This window comes from Teredinibacter haidensis (assembly GCF_014211975.1).
Taxonomy (GTDB): Bacteria; Pseudomonadota; Gammaproteobacteria; order Pseudomonadales; family Cellvibrionaceae; genus Teredinibacter; species Teredinibacter haidensis.
Window position 1 is genome coordinate 516,899 of sequence record NZ_CP060084.1, and the last position, 15,413, is coordinate 532,311.

The 15,413-nt window shown below is 48.5% G+C and carries 13 protein-coding genes; 9 read left to right on the forward strand and 4 right to left on the reverse strand.

The window, feature by feature from the left end; translation table 11 throughout:
- Positions 1–187: 187 nt before the first annotated feature.
- Together apbC and dcd are read left to right on the forward strand one after the other, a co-directional pair.
- Positions 188–1,276, forward strand: coding sequence for an iron-sulfur cluster carrier protein ApbC (gene apbC, locus H5715_RS02185; protein ID WP_075186086.1), 1,089 nt, complete (start codon positions 188–190; stop codon positions 1,274–1,276).
- Positions 1,277–1,345: 69 nt separating this feature from the next.
- Entirely contained in the window at positions 1,346–1,915 is a 570-nt protein-coding gene (gene dcd / locus H5715_RS02190) for a dCTP deaminase (RefSeq protein ID WP_075185782.1), read from the forward strand.
- Positions 1,916–1,984: 69 nt separating this feature from the next.
- On the opposite strand, the gene can is transcribed toward dcd, so the two are convergent.
- On the reverse strand, positions 1,985–2,623 hold the full coding sequence (gene can / locus H5715_RS02195; protein ID WP_075185781.1) for a carbonate dehydratase: 639 nt from the start codon (positions 2,621–2,623) through the stop codon (positions 1,985–1,987).
- A gap of 53 nt (positions 2,624–2,676) precedes the next feature.
- Between can and sbcB the strand changes: the two genes are divergently transcribed.
- Positions 2,677–4,086, forward strand: a complete 1,410-nt coding sequence (sbcB, locus tag H5715_RS02200) for an exodeoxyribonuclease I (protein ID WP_075185780.1) — start codon at positions 2,677–2,679, stop codon at positions 4,084–4,086.
- Here the strand turns inward: sbcB and H5715_RS02205 are convergent.
- Positions 4,083–4,973 (reverse strand): DUF2971 domain-containing protein, encoded by an 891-nt coding sequence (locus tag H5715_RS02205; RefSeq protein WP_083608036.1) that lies wholly within the window; start codon positions 4,971–4,973, stop codon positions 4,083–4,085. The two genes, sbcB and H5715_RS02205, sit on opposite strands and share 4 nt — an antisense overlap.
- A 326-nt stretch (positions 4,974–5,299) precedes the next feature.
- Here H5715_RS02205 and H5715_RS02210 point away from each other — a divergent pair, with 326 nt between their 5' ends.
- Both H5715_RS02210 and H5715_RS02215 read left to right on the forward strand, forming a co-directional pair.
- Positions 5,300–6,319: an aspartate carbamoyltransferase gene (locus H5715_RS02210; RefSeq protein WP_075185779.1), complete on the forward strand. Its 1,020-nt coding sequence runs from the start codon at positions 5,300–5,302 to the stop codon at positions 6,317–6,319.
- Positions 6,320–6,705: 386 nt separating this feature from the next.
- A complete protein-coding gene (locus H5715_RS02215; RefSeq protein WP_246434661.1) occupies positions 6,706–7,203 on the forward strand; it encodes an EF-hand domain-containing protein in 498 nt (165 codons plus the stop codon).
- 109 nt (positions 7,204–7,312) lie between these two features.
- Here H5715_RS02215 and H5715_RS02220 read toward each other — a convergent pair whose 3' ends face one another.
- Positions 7,313–8,596, reverse strand: coding sequence for a diguanylate cyclase (locus H5715_RS02220; protein WP_075185778.1), 1,284 nt, complete (start codon positions 8,594–8,596; stop codon positions 7,313–7,315).
- A gap of 194 nt (positions 8,597–8,790) precedes the next feature.
- Here H5715_RS02220 and H5715_RS02225 point away from each other — a divergent pair, with 194 nt between their 5' ends.
- The 4 genes from H5715_RS02225 to fbp all read left to right on the forward strand — a co-directional run bounded on the left by H5715_RS02225 (position 8,791) and on the right by fbp (position 13,469).
- Entirely contained in the window at positions 8,791–9,942 is a 1,152-nt protein-coding gene (locus H5715_RS02225) for a 1-acyl-sn-glycerol-3-phosphate acyltransferase (protein WP_075186083.1), read from the forward strand.
- On the forward strand, positions 9,942–12,062 hold the full coding sequence (gene dinG, locus H5715_RS02230) for an ATP-dependent DNA helicase DinG (protein WP_075185777.1): 2,121 nt from the start codon (positions 9,942–9,944) through the stop codon (positions 12,060–12,062). Before H5715_RS02225 ends, dinG begins: the two co-directional genes overlap by 1 nt.
- 5 nt (positions 12,063–12,067) lie before the next feature.
- Positions 12,068–12,391 (forward strand): YqcC family protein, encoded by a 324-nt coding sequence (locus tag H5715_RS02235; RefSeq protein ID WP_075185776.1) that lies wholly within the window; start codon positions 12,068–12,070, stop codon positions 12,389–12,391.
- A gap of 76 nt (positions 12,392–12,467) precedes the next feature.
- Positions 12,468–13,469: a class 1 fructose-bisphosphatase gene (gene fbp / locus H5715_RS02240; RefSeq protein ID WP_075185775.1), complete on the forward strand. Its 1,002-nt coding sequence runs from the start codon at positions 12,468–12,470 to the stop codon at positions 13,467–13,469.
- A gap of 160 nt (positions 13,470–13,629) precedes the next feature.
- Here fbp and argS read toward each other — a convergent pair whose 3' ends face one another.
- Positions 13,630–15,357 (reverse strand): arginine--tRNA ligase, encoded by a 1,728-nt coding sequence (gene argS / locus H5715_RS02245; RefSeq protein WP_075185774.1) that lies wholly within the window; start codon positions 15,355–15,357, stop codon positions 13,630–13,632.
- Positions 15,358–15,413 lie beyond the last annotated feature (56 nt).

A 15,413-nucleotide genomic window follows, 5' to 3' on the forward strand; every position in this document is an offset into this window, starting at 1 on the left:
TGATCGTTTCTACAGCTAAAGTATGGGTGCCCGCGGGTGGCGGGCATTTCGGGCGCGCAACTATACCACTAAATACTTGATTTTTCCGCATCATGGGCTCCTGAATACAGCCAAATTGAATCGTGGGGTTGAGAGTGGTAATTTGCTTACCTTCTGCGCGCCCCAACAAATTTTTCACGGAGTTTTTATGAGTAGTGACCTAATGCAGCAGGTAGATTCAGCTTTAACGGCGGTGGTTTTACCAGAGATCGGTGGGCAAAGCCTGCGCGCAATTTGCGAGCTGTCGGCGCACGAAAATGGTGTGCGTATATTGGTTAATCAGGGCGTGCACGATGACGAGCTGACCCGGCGCATCCAGTCGGATATTGCGCGGGCATTGTCGCCGTTGGATCAGGAGCGGGTAGAGGTGGGCTTCAACATCGCCGTGCTGCCAGCAAAATCCTTACAGGCGGCGAATGTCAGCAGTGTTCCCGGAGTGAAGAATATTGTTGCCGTGGCATCGGGTAAGGGTGGCGTGGGTAAATCGACGACAACGGTAAATATAGCGCTGGCGCTGGCGCTGGCGGGAGCGAAGGTGGGCGTGCTGGATGCTGATATCTATGGCCCCAGCCAGCCACAGATGCTGGGCGTAGCTGATAAACGTCCTGAAATGCACGGCCCCAACATGATTGAGCCTATTGATGCCCTGGGTTTGAAAATGATATCCATGGGCAATCTGGTCACCGATAAAACGCCGATGGTATGGCGGGGGCCAATGGTGAGTGGTGCTTTACAGCAGTTGTTACAAAGCACTCACTGGGACGACATTGACTATCTTGTAATCGATATGCCGCCGGGAACGGGTGATATCCAGTTGACCTTATCTCAAGCTGTACCGGTTTCTGGCTCTGTGATTGTGACCACGCCCCAGGACATTGCGCTGCTGGACGCTCGCAAAGGTATTGAAATGTTTACCAAGGTGAATATTCCGGTATTCGGTATTGTGGAGAATATGTCGACCCATATTTGCTCCAATTGTGGTCATGCCGAGGCCATCTTTGGTGAGGCTGGCGGTGAGGCTCTGGCAGATGAGTATGGTGTAAGTGTCCTTGGTCGTTTACCGCTGACACTTGCCATTCGTGAGCAAACCGATGCGGGTACACCACCTGTGGTTGCCGATCCTGATTCTGCCGTCAGCAAGGAATACCGTAGTATTGCCAGCCATGTGGCTCTGGCCTTATGGCAGCAGTCATTGGCGGGAAATGCTGGCCCGGAGATTTCTTTTTCCGACGATTAACTTGCAGCGCCATGCGGCCGACACTATTATCCCGCATTCAAATTGAATAGCTGAAAAGAGAGAACTTCAATGAGCATCAAATCCGACCACTGGATTCGCCGTATGGCAGAGCAGCAGGGCATGATCGAACCCTTCGAGCCAGGCCAGGTTCGTTACGATAGCAACGACCAGCGGTTGATTTCCTATGGTACGTCCAGTTACGGCTATGATGTGCGTTGTTCCGATGAATTCAAAATCTTTACCAATGTGCACAGTGCGGTGGTTGACCCCAAAAATTTCGATGACAATAGTTTTGTCGATATCAAAAGCGACGTGTGCATCATTCCTCCCAATTCTTTTGCTTTGGCTCGCACGGTGGAATTTTTCCGTATACCGCGTTCAGTGCTGACGGTGTGCTTGGGTAAATCGACCTACGCCCGTTGCGGTATTATTGTTAATGTCACTCCGCTTGAGCCGGAGTGGGAGGGGCATGTGACGCTTGAATTTTCCAACACCACACCGCTGCCGGCCAAAATTTACGCGAATGAGGGTGTGGCCCAGATGCTGTTTTTTGAGAGTGATGAGGTGTGTGATACGTCCTATAAAGATCGAGGCGGGAAGTATCAAGGGCAGACAGGGGTAACGCTGCCGAAGGCCTGATCCTTTTGGGCCTGTCTTCTCTCGGGCCAGCTAGCAAGGTTAAAAAAAGGGGGCTACGCCCCCCTTCTGTTACGGCTGCCCCGATACCCTGTAGTGCTCTGGTATCTGCTCAATACTGTTGAATGTCTCCGTAATCTGTTTCAGCAGGCCATCCTGAACGCCGTAAATCCATCCATGTATAGCCAGAGATTGGCCTTTTGCCCAGGCGTTTTGTATTGCTGGAATATGGCAAACGTTCGCGACCTGCTGCTGCACATTTAATTCGCACAGCATATCTACGCGAGCTTTCTCATCGGTAACGGCTTCAAGTTTTGCTTGGTTGTTATGGTACACGTCGCGGATATTGCGTATCCACTGGTCGACCAGTCCAAATTGTTGGTTTTGCATAGCCGCATGTACACCACCGCAGCCGTAGTGGCCGCAAACAATGATATGTTTAATCTTCAGTACCTGAACGGCGTAATAAATAACACACAAACAATTTAGATCGGTGTGCACCACACAGTTGGCAATATTACGGTGAACGAAGAGTTCTCCAGGTAGCAGGCCAACAATTTCGTTGGCGGGGACGCGGCTGTCGGCGCAACCAATCCACAAATATTCTGGATTTTGCTGTTTGGATAGTTTTTCAAAAAACTCAGGGTCTTCCGCTTTTATTGCGTTTGCCCACTGCTGGTTATTCTGGAAAAGGTTTTCGAGATCATTCATAGTGCAGCTCATACGTAAAATCAGCGGCGATTATAACCAATTTGGAGAGGGTGATGAACAGCTTTTACTGGCACGATTATGAAACTTGGGGTGCAAATCCGGCGGTGGATCGTCCCAGCCAGTTTGCGGGTGTTCGAACCGATGAAAACCTGAATATTATCAGCGATCCGTTGGTGCTCTATTGTAAGCCTCCGGAGGATATTTGGCCGCAGCCGCAAGCCTGCATGGTGACGGGAATTACGCCACAAAGAGCTCAGGAAGAGGGGTTTACTGAAAGTGAATTTATAAGAAAAATTCACCGGGAATTGTCCCAACCAGGTACCTGTAGCGTGGGCTATAACTCCCTGCGTTTCGATGATGAGGTTACGCGCTACACGCTTTTCCGTAATTTTTACGACCCCTACGAGCGTGAGTGGCGCAACGGGAATTCCCGTTGGGATATTATTGATATGGTGCGTTTGACATACGCGTTGCGCCCCCAAGGCATCGAATGGCCTACCGTGGAGGGTAAGCCCAGTTTTAAGCTGGAAAACCTGACGCAAGCCAATGGTATTTTGCATCAGTCAGCTCACGATGCGTATTCCGATGTGGAGGCGACCATTGCGCTGGCCAAGCTGATACGTAAAGCCCAGCCGGATTTATACCGCTATGTCCTGGCCAATAAAGCCAAACAAAAAGTGGCGTCAATGCTTGATGTCGGCAGTAAAAAACCGTTGTTGCATATCTCTTCTCGCTTCTCTTCGGAGCACGGTTGTGCCGCTTTAATTGTGCCTCTGGCTATGCACCCGAGCAATAAAAATGCCGTGGTTGTTTATGATTTGTCGGTAGATCCCACACCGCTAATAACGCTGGATGTGGAGACCATTCGCCACCGGGTGTTTACTGCTACCGCGGATTTGCCGGTAGGTGTAGAGCGTATTCCCCTAAAACTCGTGCATTTGAACCGCTGTCCGGTATTGGCCACGCCCAAATTACTGGATGAAAAGGCGGCGGTGAGATTGACGATCGATAAAGCCCTGTGCGAGCAACATTGGCAACAGCTTCGCTTGTGTGACTTGTCGCCAAAGCTAAACGAACTCTACTCGACTGAAAATTTTGCTCCGCGAACGGATCCGGAGCAGCAGTTGTACAACGGCTTTCTTAATGATGAAGATAAAAAGCGCTGTGCTCAGTTGCGCAAAGCAAGTGCTGGACAATTGTCCGAGACCAATTTTGTTTTTAATGATGCCCGTTTAAACGCGATGGTGTTGCGCTACAAAGCACGTAACTTTCCTGAGTCATTAAATTCGCAGGAGCAGTTAGAGTGGCGGGAGCATAAGCTGCAGAGGTTAGAAGGCGGCGGAGATGCTTGCTTGTCATATAGTGAATATCAAGCTGCCATTGTCGAGTTGCAGAAAGACGCGCCCACAGAGCGCTTACCCGTGTTAGCGGCGCTCCAATCCTGGGGGGAGGAGAGGGCTTAGGCTTTTTGAACTTCTAGCTCGTATTTGCCCGCGGCCAAGTTGGTTTGATAGCTGCGCGCCACGCCGAGGTGTTCTTTCATTAGCGCGATAATTGATTTTTTATCGGCTTCGCTGGTTTCGATACCAAAGCAGGCGGCCGACAGCTCGGTTGGGTCGAAGGGAACGTCATCAACCCAATTCATTGGGTTCTCTCCAGTGTCTGAATGACTGGTTTTGCGGAAGCAGCGCCACTCCTGCTCCTGCTTTCTATGGGGGGCTTTCAGCGAAAAGAGCGATTCAAAAACGAAGTTCTGGTTTTGTGGGATATTAAAGAGAATCGCATCCACCTGATCGCGCAGTTTAATCAGTTCCGGGCGGTTATTGCTGTACTCTACTTGTCGTGGTTGACGAGTACTAGATTGCTCTGTGCAGTCGAAGCGTAAGCATACGCCCCTATGTCCATCAGCGAATAGATCCCATGCGGTCATATTGTCCGGCCGGCTGCTAAAGCTGCAGATGCGAATCTTACGGTTGTAATCCATCCACTGTCTGTGAAATTCCTCAATAACCAGCATACGCTGGTCTACCATTTTTGATAGTAGCTCGCGAAGTACGCCTTCGGCCTCTTCGGGCGCAGCAAATCGCTCATCTTCACGCCAGCGGCGAATAGCGTTAATTAAGGGGGTATCGCCATTGGGGGTGCTGGAGGCGAAAACCATGGAAGCTGCCAGCTTTATAGTGGCTTGCAGCAGTGATTCCGTTTCCAGGTTGAAGTGTGTTGTGTGATTGAGCTCTAAGGGGTCTGCAAAGACGATTGGAGCGCTCCAGCGCAGGCTGAGCCCGGTAATAATTTGCTTTGCGGTTTCGATAGAGCAGTATTTGAAGAGCTTTTCCGTACGACTTGCCACTATTGGATCCCCTAACAAAGTTGGCCTTTGATTGAGTCTGCTGTTTATAACTGATACCGGAAGCTTAGCTGGTTTTTAGACGTTTTGTGGCTTACGAAATACCGGATCAAATTCAGGCATACTCAGAGCGATTCTAAAAGCGTTGATTGGCAAGGCGGACGTTGCCGTTAATGGTCGTCGCCCATAGCAATAACTATTTACTTGAATCTAAATGGCCTTCTTTTGCGTCAAATAGCTTTTCTTGATTTTTATCGCTTGGGCTGGGTTTCGCTCGGCAGTAGAATAGCCGCCAATATCAAATCCCACCATCTAAGAGGTCGCCTACAGTGAAATTTGCCGGTTCCCATATTCTCTCTGTTGAACAATTTACTCGTGCCGATATTGAACAAATTTTTGCTGTTGCGGACAGTATGGAGCCCTATGCGTTGCGCAAACGGGTAACACGTGTTCTTGAAGGTGCGATTCTCGGTAATATGTTTTTCGAACCCAGCACGCGTACGCGTGTGAGCTTTGGTTGCGCCTTCAACCTGTTGGGTGGCGAGGTGAGGGAAACGACAGGGTTCAAAAGTTCGGCAATTGCCAAAGGCGAGTCACTTTACGATACCGCGCGAGTGCTTTCGGGCTATAGCGATGTGATCTGTATGCGTCATCCAGAATCGGGTTCGGTGGCTGAGTTTGCCTCTGCCAGTCGGGTGCCTGTTGTGAATGGTGGTGATGGCGCTAACGAGCATCCCAGCCAGGCATTGTTAGATCTGTATACCATTCAAAAAGAGGTGAAGGCTAAAGGTGGAAGTATGGACCGCTTGCGTATTGCTATGATCGGCGATCTTAAGTACGGACGCACGGTGCACTCCCTTAGTCGATTACTGGCTCTGTATGACAAAGTGGATGTGGTTCTGGTATCCCCTGAAGAGCTGGCGATGCCAGAGAGTTATGTTGAGTCGCTGCGCTCGGGAGGCCATACCGTAACGATATCCTCGGAATTGAACCAAAGTATCAGCCAGGTCGATATCGTTTATTCGACCCGTATTCAGGAGGAGCGTTTTGCGTCCAAGGAAGAGGCGGACCTTTATCGTGGTCGCTTCCGCCTTAATCAGGCAATTTATACAGAGTTCTGTCAGCCGAATACGGTGATTATGCATCCCTTACCCCGGGATTCCCGATCGGATGCCAACGAGTTGGATAACGACCTTAACCAAAATCCGAACCTTGCGATTTTCCGCCAAGCAGACAATGGAGTGTTGGTTCGTATGGCACTGTTTGCCATGATTCTTGATGTGGTTGATCAAGTTGAAGCTCATTCCCGCGAGGTCAACTGGTTTCATCGTCGGATCGGTGACTTGTGACAGCTAAATCTTTAATTTGGCGCTGTTGTTCGTCATCCTTTAGTGCTTGTTTTGCGTTTATTCATTGACGCTAATTTTTATTTAGACGACATCTTGTGGCGTGGTTAGGTTCTTGATATAGATAGAGTTATTAAGCTCGTGGTGCTTTTATAATCAGAGCTTTCTATCTGTTCGTTAATTAGGCATAATCGGTTTTAATAATTCATCCAAAAGTGTGAACTTGAGCCTGTGTTGAATTGAGTGTCGGGTTTACACTTTTATACAGGTAGTAATAAGCTTGAAACTCAGTTAACAGGAATCAAGTTAATCATGGAGGGTGAACTTCGGTGCTAAAAGAGCGCCTAATATAATATAACAACATCACAAAGTGATACGAGGTGGAAGTAATGACGGGCCTTAATGTTCTCCGAGGGCTAGCAGGAGCGGTGCTTGCGGGCTGTATACTTTCAGGGAATGTAGTGGCACAACCAGAGACTGGTGCTGAAGATCTTTGGTTGTTGGCAAAGTATGACGAAAATGGCGATAAAGTCATTACCGTCGACGAAATTTCGGAAAAAAGAAAACAGATCTTCTCTCGTATGGACGGTAATGCTGATGGCGGTGTTTCGTTCGAGGAGTATCTCGATCTGGATACCGAAAAACGTGAAATGCTGCTAAAAGCACGCTTTAGCAAGTTGGATTTGGATCAGGATGGCAATTTGTCTGGTGATGAATATTGCTCATATCTAGGCAGCTTTGAGCGTTTTGACCAAAATGGAGACGGCAATATCAGCAGCGAAGAGATCACCCGTGAAGCTCCCGCCAAAGTCGATATTGCTGAAGAGGCAAAGGACGATGATGTCCACTGTTTGTTTTGGGTTTGCATTAAAACAAACTTGGAATAACGTAGAAAATACCTATGGCATTGTAGAGAAAGGCTGCTTATATAAGCGGCCTTTTTTGTGTGTGTATAGTTTTCAGTATTACCGGCATTCTTTAGCGGCGGCTCTTACTCTATTTGCTTAGATACAGTCGAATTTTAGCCAATAGTTGATGCGTATTAAATGGTTTCTGTAGATAAGCATTGGCATGAAATTTCTTGCTGAAGCTCTCTAATTCCTCTTTCTCACCATCTGAAGTCAGTATCACTGGGGTTTCGTTCGTTTTGTCGTTACCTTTAAGTGCCTGACATATTTCGTAGCCGTTGGTATCGAGCAGGTGGGCATTGATCAATATAATATCGGGCTTCAGCTCACTTACGAGGAGTAAAGACTCCTCTTTGCTTTGTGAGGTGACCAGTGCGCAGTGTCCGTCGAGTGTTTCCTCCAGAGCAGCTAGGCTGTTCTGGTCGTTATCTACGGCAAGGACACAGGCATTTGGGGTGTAGGTGGCAAGTGTTACTCGGTTGCGGCCCTTGTGCTTCGACTTGTACAGCGCTTGGTCGGCCATGGCGACTTGATGGGATAGGCTCGTACCAGTAGTAACGTTTGTCACTGAAGCGCCAATACTGATGGTCACGCGATCATTCTGAGTCAGCCCTCTGTGCTTAAGACGCAGAGCTTCAATTGTTTTCCTTATATGTTCTGCAACATGCAGAGCGCCTTCTTCCGTTGTGTTGGGCAGCAGAGCGATGAACTCCTCCCCCCCGTAGCGGCCGACCAAGTCTCCGGGGCGATTAACACAGCGTTTAATGGCTGTTGATATCAAGCGAATGCATTCGTCTCCAGACTGATGGCCATATGTGTCGTTATAGAGTTTGAAGTGATCGATATCCATAAGCAGGATAGATAGGGGTTCCTGGGTCCGAGTAGATAGCTTCCAGTGCTCTTCGGCTTTCGTGTCAAATGTTCGGCGATTATAGAGGCCACTGAGACCGTCTTTTTCACTTAAAAATAGTAGCTCTTTATTGGCCTCGTTGAGCTGGTCACGCATGGTGGCAATGCGCCCCATTGCTCGTATTTTTGCAGTGAGAATAACGGAGCTAACGGGTTTGATCAGGTAATCGTCTCCGCCAGCTTCAATGCCTTCCTTCAGGCTCTTTTCATCATTGCAGCCCGTTACAAAGATTATGGGTACCCAGTGATCTCCCAGCCATTCACGGATTAGTCGTGTGGTTTCAAAGCCATCCAGGCCGGGCATTTCAACATCCATAATTACCATGTCGACCGGTGTATTATCGACAACTTGCAAGGCTTCTTCGCCGCAGGTGGCAATAATGGGTTCGTGGCCAGCTTGGCGAATATAAGTGCTGGTGGCGTAACGTAATGTAGGGCTGTCTTCAACAAGAAGGATTTTCATCGCGTAGGTGTAAGGCTCTCTATACTGGAATCCAGAAAAGAGTGTATCACAGCAAAAAAAATCTGCGCTGTGGTAAGGCAAACATAGGATCAGAAGTCATCAGCCGGTATAATGCTTGGTTTTGTTTTCTAAAGGGTTTTTCCCCTCCTCAGAGGGATGAACCGGGCATAAAAGTAATGGTGAGTAAAAAACTTATGGCGGATTTTGAAGATATTCGGCCCTATAACGATGACGAAGTGCGGCCAATTTTGGAACGCTTACTGGTAGATAAAGAACTGCTGGATACCGTGGCCAAGCTTAAATTACCGACCATCTCCAGATTTGCAGCTCCCGCATTGAGGCCGCTGGTACGCAAGCGTTTGGCGGGAGAGATGGCTCATATTCAAACTGTTGCAGATTTTCAGGCCTTAGTCGAAAAATATATGGCGAAATCCCTGAAAACGACGGTAGATCATTTAAGTTTTTCTGGGTTGGATAAATTGAATGCCGATGAGTCTTACCTTTTTATTAGTAATCACCGCGATATCGCCATGGACCCGGCGTTTGTCAATTGGGGGCTTTATCACAACGGCTTTTCCACCTTACGTATAGCCATCGGCGATAATCTACTGTCTAAACCTTTTGCTTCGGACATAATGCGGCTCAACAAAAGTTTTATCGTTCGCCGCGGGCTTTCTTCTCGTCGGGAAAAATTACAGGCCGCAAAAAAGCTATCTAGCTATATTCACCATTCGGTTGTTAATGACAAAGAGAACGTATGGATCGCCCAGCGAGAAGGTAGGGCCAAAGATGGTCTGGATCAGACCAATCCTGCATTGATTAATATGCTTGCTATTAGCAAACCTAAAACACAAACCTTTGCTGAATTTATTCGCGAAGCGCGTATTGTGCCGGTTAGCATTTCTTACGCTTACGATGCGTGTGATATGGAAAAAGCTCGCGAGCTGCATCAAAAATCGGTTCACGGCAGTTATACCAAAGATGAGCACGAAGACGTTCAGAGTATTGCCCGCGGTATTACCGGTTATAAAGAAGCGGTGCATGTTTCTTTTGGTACACCGTTGACAGAGGAATACGAAAATGTCGATGAAGTTGCTGTTGCGATTGATCAACAAATAGAAGAAAAATACGTGTTGCATCCAAGCAACGGTTTTGCGTATGAGCTATTAGAAAAGAAAACACCAACAATTGCCGTAAGCGAAGCGGGGATAGATTTTTCCTCCAGGGGTTGGGATCAGGAGCGATCCAAATTTAAGGAGCGTATTGCGACGTGTAACGAGGCTGTGAAAAAAGTGCTGTTGACCGGCTATGCCAATCCGGTTTATCGCCGGCTTGGGGAAAAATAGTGCTCGACACGAATACCAAAGAGGTTATTCAGCAGGCCTACAGTAAATTTCTTGCAGCAAAAGAGCTAAAGCCCCGTTACGGGCAAAAATTAATGATTGCAGAAATTGCCCGGACCCTGGGTAATATTCTTCTGGATGACAACGAGGACCGTGCATCCGACAGCCATATCTGCGTTATTGAAGCCGGTACTGGTGTGGGTAAGACGGTTGCTTACCTGCTTGCTGCTTTGCCTATAGCTAAAGCCCTTAATAAGCGCTTGGTTCTCGCCACTGCAACTGTCGCGTTGCAAGAGCAGGTGGTGCTTAAAGATCTGCCGGAATTGCTGCGGTTCAGTGAATTAAACTTTCAATTTCGATTGGCAAAAGGACGGGGCCGGTATTTATGCTTGGCCAAGCTGGATAAGCTATTATCCGCAGAGGAAGATACCCAGTTTATCCCCCTTTACGAAGATGAACAAAGCGGTATTACATCCGATGAGTCGCGCCTGTACGGCACCATGATGGAAAAACTCTCCCATGGGCACTGGGATGGTGATCGCGATAATTGGGATGATGAGATACAGCAGTCCAGCTGGCAGCGGGTAACCACCGATCATCGCCAATGTACGGGAAGAAAATGCAGTTTTGTACGCAGCTGTTCATTTTTCAAAGCGCGGGATGAGCTGGATGATGTCGATTGCGTGGTTGCCAACCACGATTTGGTACTGGCAGATCTGGCTTTGGGTGGCGGGGCGATTTTATCCAAACCGGAAGAGACCATCTATATCTTCGACGAAGGGCACCACCTGCCCGAAAAAGCGCTTAACCACTTCGCCTCCCATACGCGCTACCGTAGTACGATTCGTTGGTTAGGTCAGAGTGAAGGCCAGTGGCCCAGCATAGTGGAGCCGATAGCGGAGGCCAGCTACTTTATGCAATTAACTGCGCCTATGGAAAGCACACTAAAAAATGTGCGTACTATCCTCGAGCAGAACTTGCATCTTATTCAGGCGCTTACCGAAGGTGTCGACCGGGAACAATTTTCTCCTCGCCTGCGTTTCCCTGAAGGCGTTGTGCCTCCAGAATTGGAAACCCTCGCGTCTGAATTGCAGCGCGCTTTTGCAGAGTTGGTTCATTTGCTGGAAAAGCTCAATAAGGAAATGAATCTTCTTATTGATGAGGATTATCCAACGGTTCCGAGGGTTGATTTGGAAAACGTTCTACCAATACTGGGTTCCTGGCTTAGTCGAGCAGAGGGTAATTTAGAGCTATGGACCAGCTATGCGGATACCCGGGTGGACAAGAAATTTCCTCTGGCGCGTTGGATAAATTTGCTGGAATTCAATGAAGTCAGTGATTTTGAAATTGTTGCTAGCCCTATACTCGCATCCCGTGCTTTGCGAAAAGATTTATGGTCTCGCTGTTTTGGTGCGGTTGTTACCTCTGCAACCCTAACTGCTTTGAATAAATTTGACCGTTTTCAATACCGTGCCGGCACTTACGACGACAGCCGTTATGTGGTGGTTCCGAGCCCTTTTGATTACCCAAATAATGCAGATTTGGTAGTGCCTGATGGCGCACTGGAAGCTAACGATGCTTTAGCGCATACCGATAGTATTATTGAACTGCTGCCTGAAATTATTGATGAGAATGCGGGTTCCCTTGTGTTATTTTCCTCTCGCAAGCAAATGCAGGAGGTTTACGAGGAGCTCCCACGTGATTTCAAAATTATTATATTGATGCAAGGTTTGGAAAGTAAGCAGGCATTGGTGCGTAAACACAAAAAGCGTATCGATAACGGCCAGGGTAGCATTATCTTTGGGTTGGCAAGTTTTGCTGAGGGTGTGGATCTACCAGGGGATTATTGTACTCATGTTGTAATAGCAAAAATTCCGTTTTCCGTACCGGATGACCCCATTGAAGCGGCATTGGCAGAATGGATAGAGGCTGGCGGTGGCAATGCTTTTATGGAGATTACGGTTCCCGATGCAGCTATAAAGTTGGTGCAATCCTGTGGTCGACTACTGCGAACCGAATCCGATACAGGCCGTGTGTCCATTCTAGATAAACGTTTAAAAACCAAGCGTTATGGAAAGGCCTTACTCAATTCATTGCCGCCTTTTGGCGGTGGGCTGCGTTAGCCCCGATGCGTGAGTTACACACCTCGATAACTACTCTGTTGCGGGATCTTGAAGTAGAGCTTCGAAAGCTGGAGTGGTGGCAGCCATTCCAGCCGAGTGCAGAAGCTTTGGCTAGCTTGCAACCCTTTTGCATGGATACTCTTTCTTTTTCTCAATGGCTGCAGTTTGTTTTTATCTCGCGTATGGATATGCTTATTGCTGCTGATCAGCCATTACCTGTCGCTTGTGCTATCGCGCCTATGGGTGAAGAAGCTTTTGCTGGGCAGACGCCTGCTGTAGAAACACTTTTACAGATTCTCAAGCGTATCGATAAGACCCTATCCAAATAACGGCACATAAGTTCGCAGCCGCTCATTCTGATCGGCTAAGCTCATATTGATCTTTTCTCAATAAGGGGCTTTGTTTATGGAAAACCTCATTACCCTTGGCGAATTCGTCATTCAAAATCAGCATCACTACCCGGGTGCGACGGGTGAGTTAAGCCAAATTTTTGGTGCTATAAAATTAGCCTCCAAGCTGGTGCATAGGGAAATCAACAAGGCCGGTATTGCGGATATTGTGGGTTATGCTGGGCAGGACAATATTCAGGGGGAACGTCAACAAAAACTCGATGTTTATGCCAACGAGAAATTTAAGGCAGCGCTGTCGGCGCGTGGGTTGGTTTGTGGTTTAGCCTCTGAGGAGGAGGAGTCCTTTATTGAATTTAACCAGCCGCTGCATAAGGGTAGTAAATATATTGTTTTGATCGACCCGGTTGATGGCTCATCAAATATTGATGTCAATGTGGCGGTGGGAACCATTTTTTCAATCTACCGCCGAATTTCACCAGCCGATAGCCCGGTACAATTGGCGGATTTTCTGCAGAGAGGAACTGAACAGGTAGCAGCGGGTTACGTTATTTTCGGTTCGTCTACCATGCTGGTCTATACCACGGGTAGCGGTGTGAATGGTTTTACTTTCGATCCCTCTATTGGCGTCTACTACCTTTCCCATAGAAGTATGCGTATTCCCGAGAAAGGGAAAATTTACTCAGTAAATGAGGGGAATTATGTGCACTTTCCCGAAGGTGTAAAACACTACATTAAATACTGTCAGGAGCATGACCCTGAAACCGATCGTCCCTACACATCGCGATATATCGGTTCTCTGGTCGCAGACTTTCATCGAAATTTATTGAAAGGCGGCATTTTTATTTACCCTTCGTATGCGGGAAATCCGAGCGGCAAATTGCGATTGCTGTACGAGTGTAATCCGATTGCGTTTTTGATGGAGCAGGCAGGAGGTGTTGCGTCCGACGGACGCAAACGGATTTTGGATATCGAGCCCAAAGAACTTCATCAGCGCACGCCGTTTTTTGTGGGCTCCAGGGAGATGGTCGTTAAGGCTGAAGAGTTTATGCTGGATTGATGCTAGTGCAGTTTAAGTATTTCAATTTTGCTATCGAGGGCGCCGGCTATTGGGATAGGTTAATTAAGCGCCGCAATGGACGTAAGGCGTAAACCCCACTCCCTTCCTTGTTCTGAGTGGGGTGCCCTGCCCGTGAAGGGGCCTTGTTGGATGGCCTTTGTTACATGCGTTCCATCGTTTCAATACCCAATAACTCCAGGCCTTTCTTCAGAGTTTCCGCAACGGCTTTACTCAGTTGTAAACGGCTGTTTCGGGTGTCGGGAGCTACATCGCTTTTGAGAATTGGGCAAGCTTCGTAGAAGGTCATAAACAGACTGGCCAAATCGTATAAGTAGGTACACAGAATATGGGGCATGGCTTCATTACCAACCTGTTCGAGTGCCTCGTCGAACTGCAGGGCTTTTAATGCCAGCGCTTTTTCTTGTGGCTCGCGTAGATCAAGTTCTGCCGTAAAGCTTTGCATGTCGATATTGGCTTTTCGGAAAACACTGAAGATGCGAGTGTAGGCATATTGCATATAGGGGCCGGTATTACCTTCGAATGCGAGCATAGCCTCCCAGTTAAAGATGTAATCGTTGGTGCGGGTTTTGGATAGATCGGCATACTTCACTGCGCCAATGCCAACCTTGCGGGCAACGCCCCGAGCTTCGCCTTCGTCTAAATCCGGGTTTTTGTCGCGGACGACTTTGGCAGCACGCTCAATTGCTTCATCCAGCAGATCCGCCAGCTTAACGGTGCCGCCGCTGCGGGTTTTAAATGGCTTGCCATCCGCGCCCATCATAGTGCCGAAAGGGTGGTGCTCCAGGCTTACCCACTCGTCCACGAAACCGGCTTTGCGGGCAACCGTAAACACCTGTTGCATATGCAGTGATTGGCGCGCATCGATAAAGTAAAGCACACGGTCGGCATTCAGCGTGCCGGTGCGGAAGCGCAACGCGGCGAGGTCGGTACTGGCGTAAAGGAAACCACCGTCTTTCTTCTGTACAATCACAGGGCTTGGGTTGCCGTTTTTATCGGCCAGCTCCTGCAGAAATACAACTTGAGCGCCAGCATCTTCCACTGCCAGGCCCTTCTTTTTTAACTCGGCAACGGTGGGTGCAAGGTCGTCGTTGTAGAAACTTTCACCGCGCACGGCATCGGCGTTCAGCGTCACGTTTAGTTTCCGGTAAATATCTTCGCTGTGATTGAGCGAAACGTCTTTAAACTGTGCCCACAGGTTCAGTACTTTGGTGTCGCCAGATTGTAATTTCACCACGTAATCGCGAGCGCGATCAGCAAAGTTCGGATCTTCGTCAAAGTGGGCCTTGGCTTGCTGATAAAAGCCTTCCAAGTCTTTTAGTGCCAGTGCGGCTTGTTCGCCTTCACCCAATTGATCTTCCAGCTCGGCGATCAGCATGCCGAATTGGGTTCCCCAGTCGCCCACATGATTTTGACGGATAACTTTGTCACCTCGGAATGCGAGCACGCGGGCAATGGCATCACCAATAATGGTGGAGCGCAAATGGCCAACGTGCATCTCTTTTGCGAGGTTTGGGGAAGAGTAGTCGATGACGACTATTTGGCTGTGATCGTCTTCGTGGTCGCGCTCAGCGCTGTGGGCTAATTGTTGGGCGAGCCAACTTTCGCTTAAATGTATATTAATAAATCCTGGGCCTGCTATTTCCACTTTCTCCGCCACACCGGCAAGATCCAGGCTGTTAACGATGGATTGTGCGAGTTCGCGGGGATTGGTTTTCATCGCTTTGGCGGCGGACATGGCGCCATTCGCCTGGTAATCGCCAAAACCTGCCTTTTTACTGATGGCAAGGGCGGGGCTGTAATCGTTGGGAATACCAACATCAGACATGGCATTACGGATACGATCGGCGAGAAAACTGCGAATATTCATGGCGATAAAATCTACAATTTGAGCGGAAGCGCGATTGTAACGGCATCCCCGAAAGA

Bases quoted from the DNA above. Each gene is read 5' to 3' on its own strand.
- apbC (WP_075186086.1), top strand. From the start codon at position 188: ATGAGTAGTGACCTAATGCAGCAGGTAGATTCAGCTTTAACGGCGGTG.
- dcd (WP_075185782.1), top strand. From the start codon at position 1,346: ATGAGCATCAAATCCGACCACTGGATTCGCCGTATGGCAGAGCAGCAG.
- can (WP_075185781.1), bottom strand. From the start codon at position 2,623: ATGAATGATCTCGAAAACCTTTTCCAGAATAACCAGCAGTGGGCAAAC.
- sbcB (WP_075185780.1), top strand. From the start codon at position 2,677: ATGAACAGCTTTTACTGGCACGATTATGAAACTTGGGGTGCAAATCCG.
- H5715_RS02215 (WP_246434661.1), top strand. From the start codon at position 6,706: ATGACGGGCCTTAATGTTCTCCGAGGGCTAGCAGGAGCGGTGCTTGCG.
- H5715_RS02220 (WP_075185778.1), bottom strand. From the start codon at position 8,596: ATGAAAATCCTTCTTGTTGAAGACAGCCCTACATTACGTTACGCCACC.
- H5715_RS02225 (WP_075186083.1), top strand. From the start codon at position 8,791: ATGGCGGATTTTGAAGATATTCGGCCCTATAACGATGACGAAGTGCGG.
- H5715_RS02235 (WP_075185776.1), top strand. From the start codon at position 12,068: ATGCGTGAGTTACACACCTCGATAACTACTCTGTTGCGGGATCTTGAA.
- fbp (WP_075185775.1), top strand. From the start codon at position 12,468: ATGGAAAACCTCATTACCCTTGGCGAATTCGTCATTCAAAATCAGCAT.
- argS (WP_075185774.1), bottom strand. From the start codon at position 15,357: ATGAATATTCGCAGTTTTCTCGCCGATCGTATCCGTAATGCCATGTCT.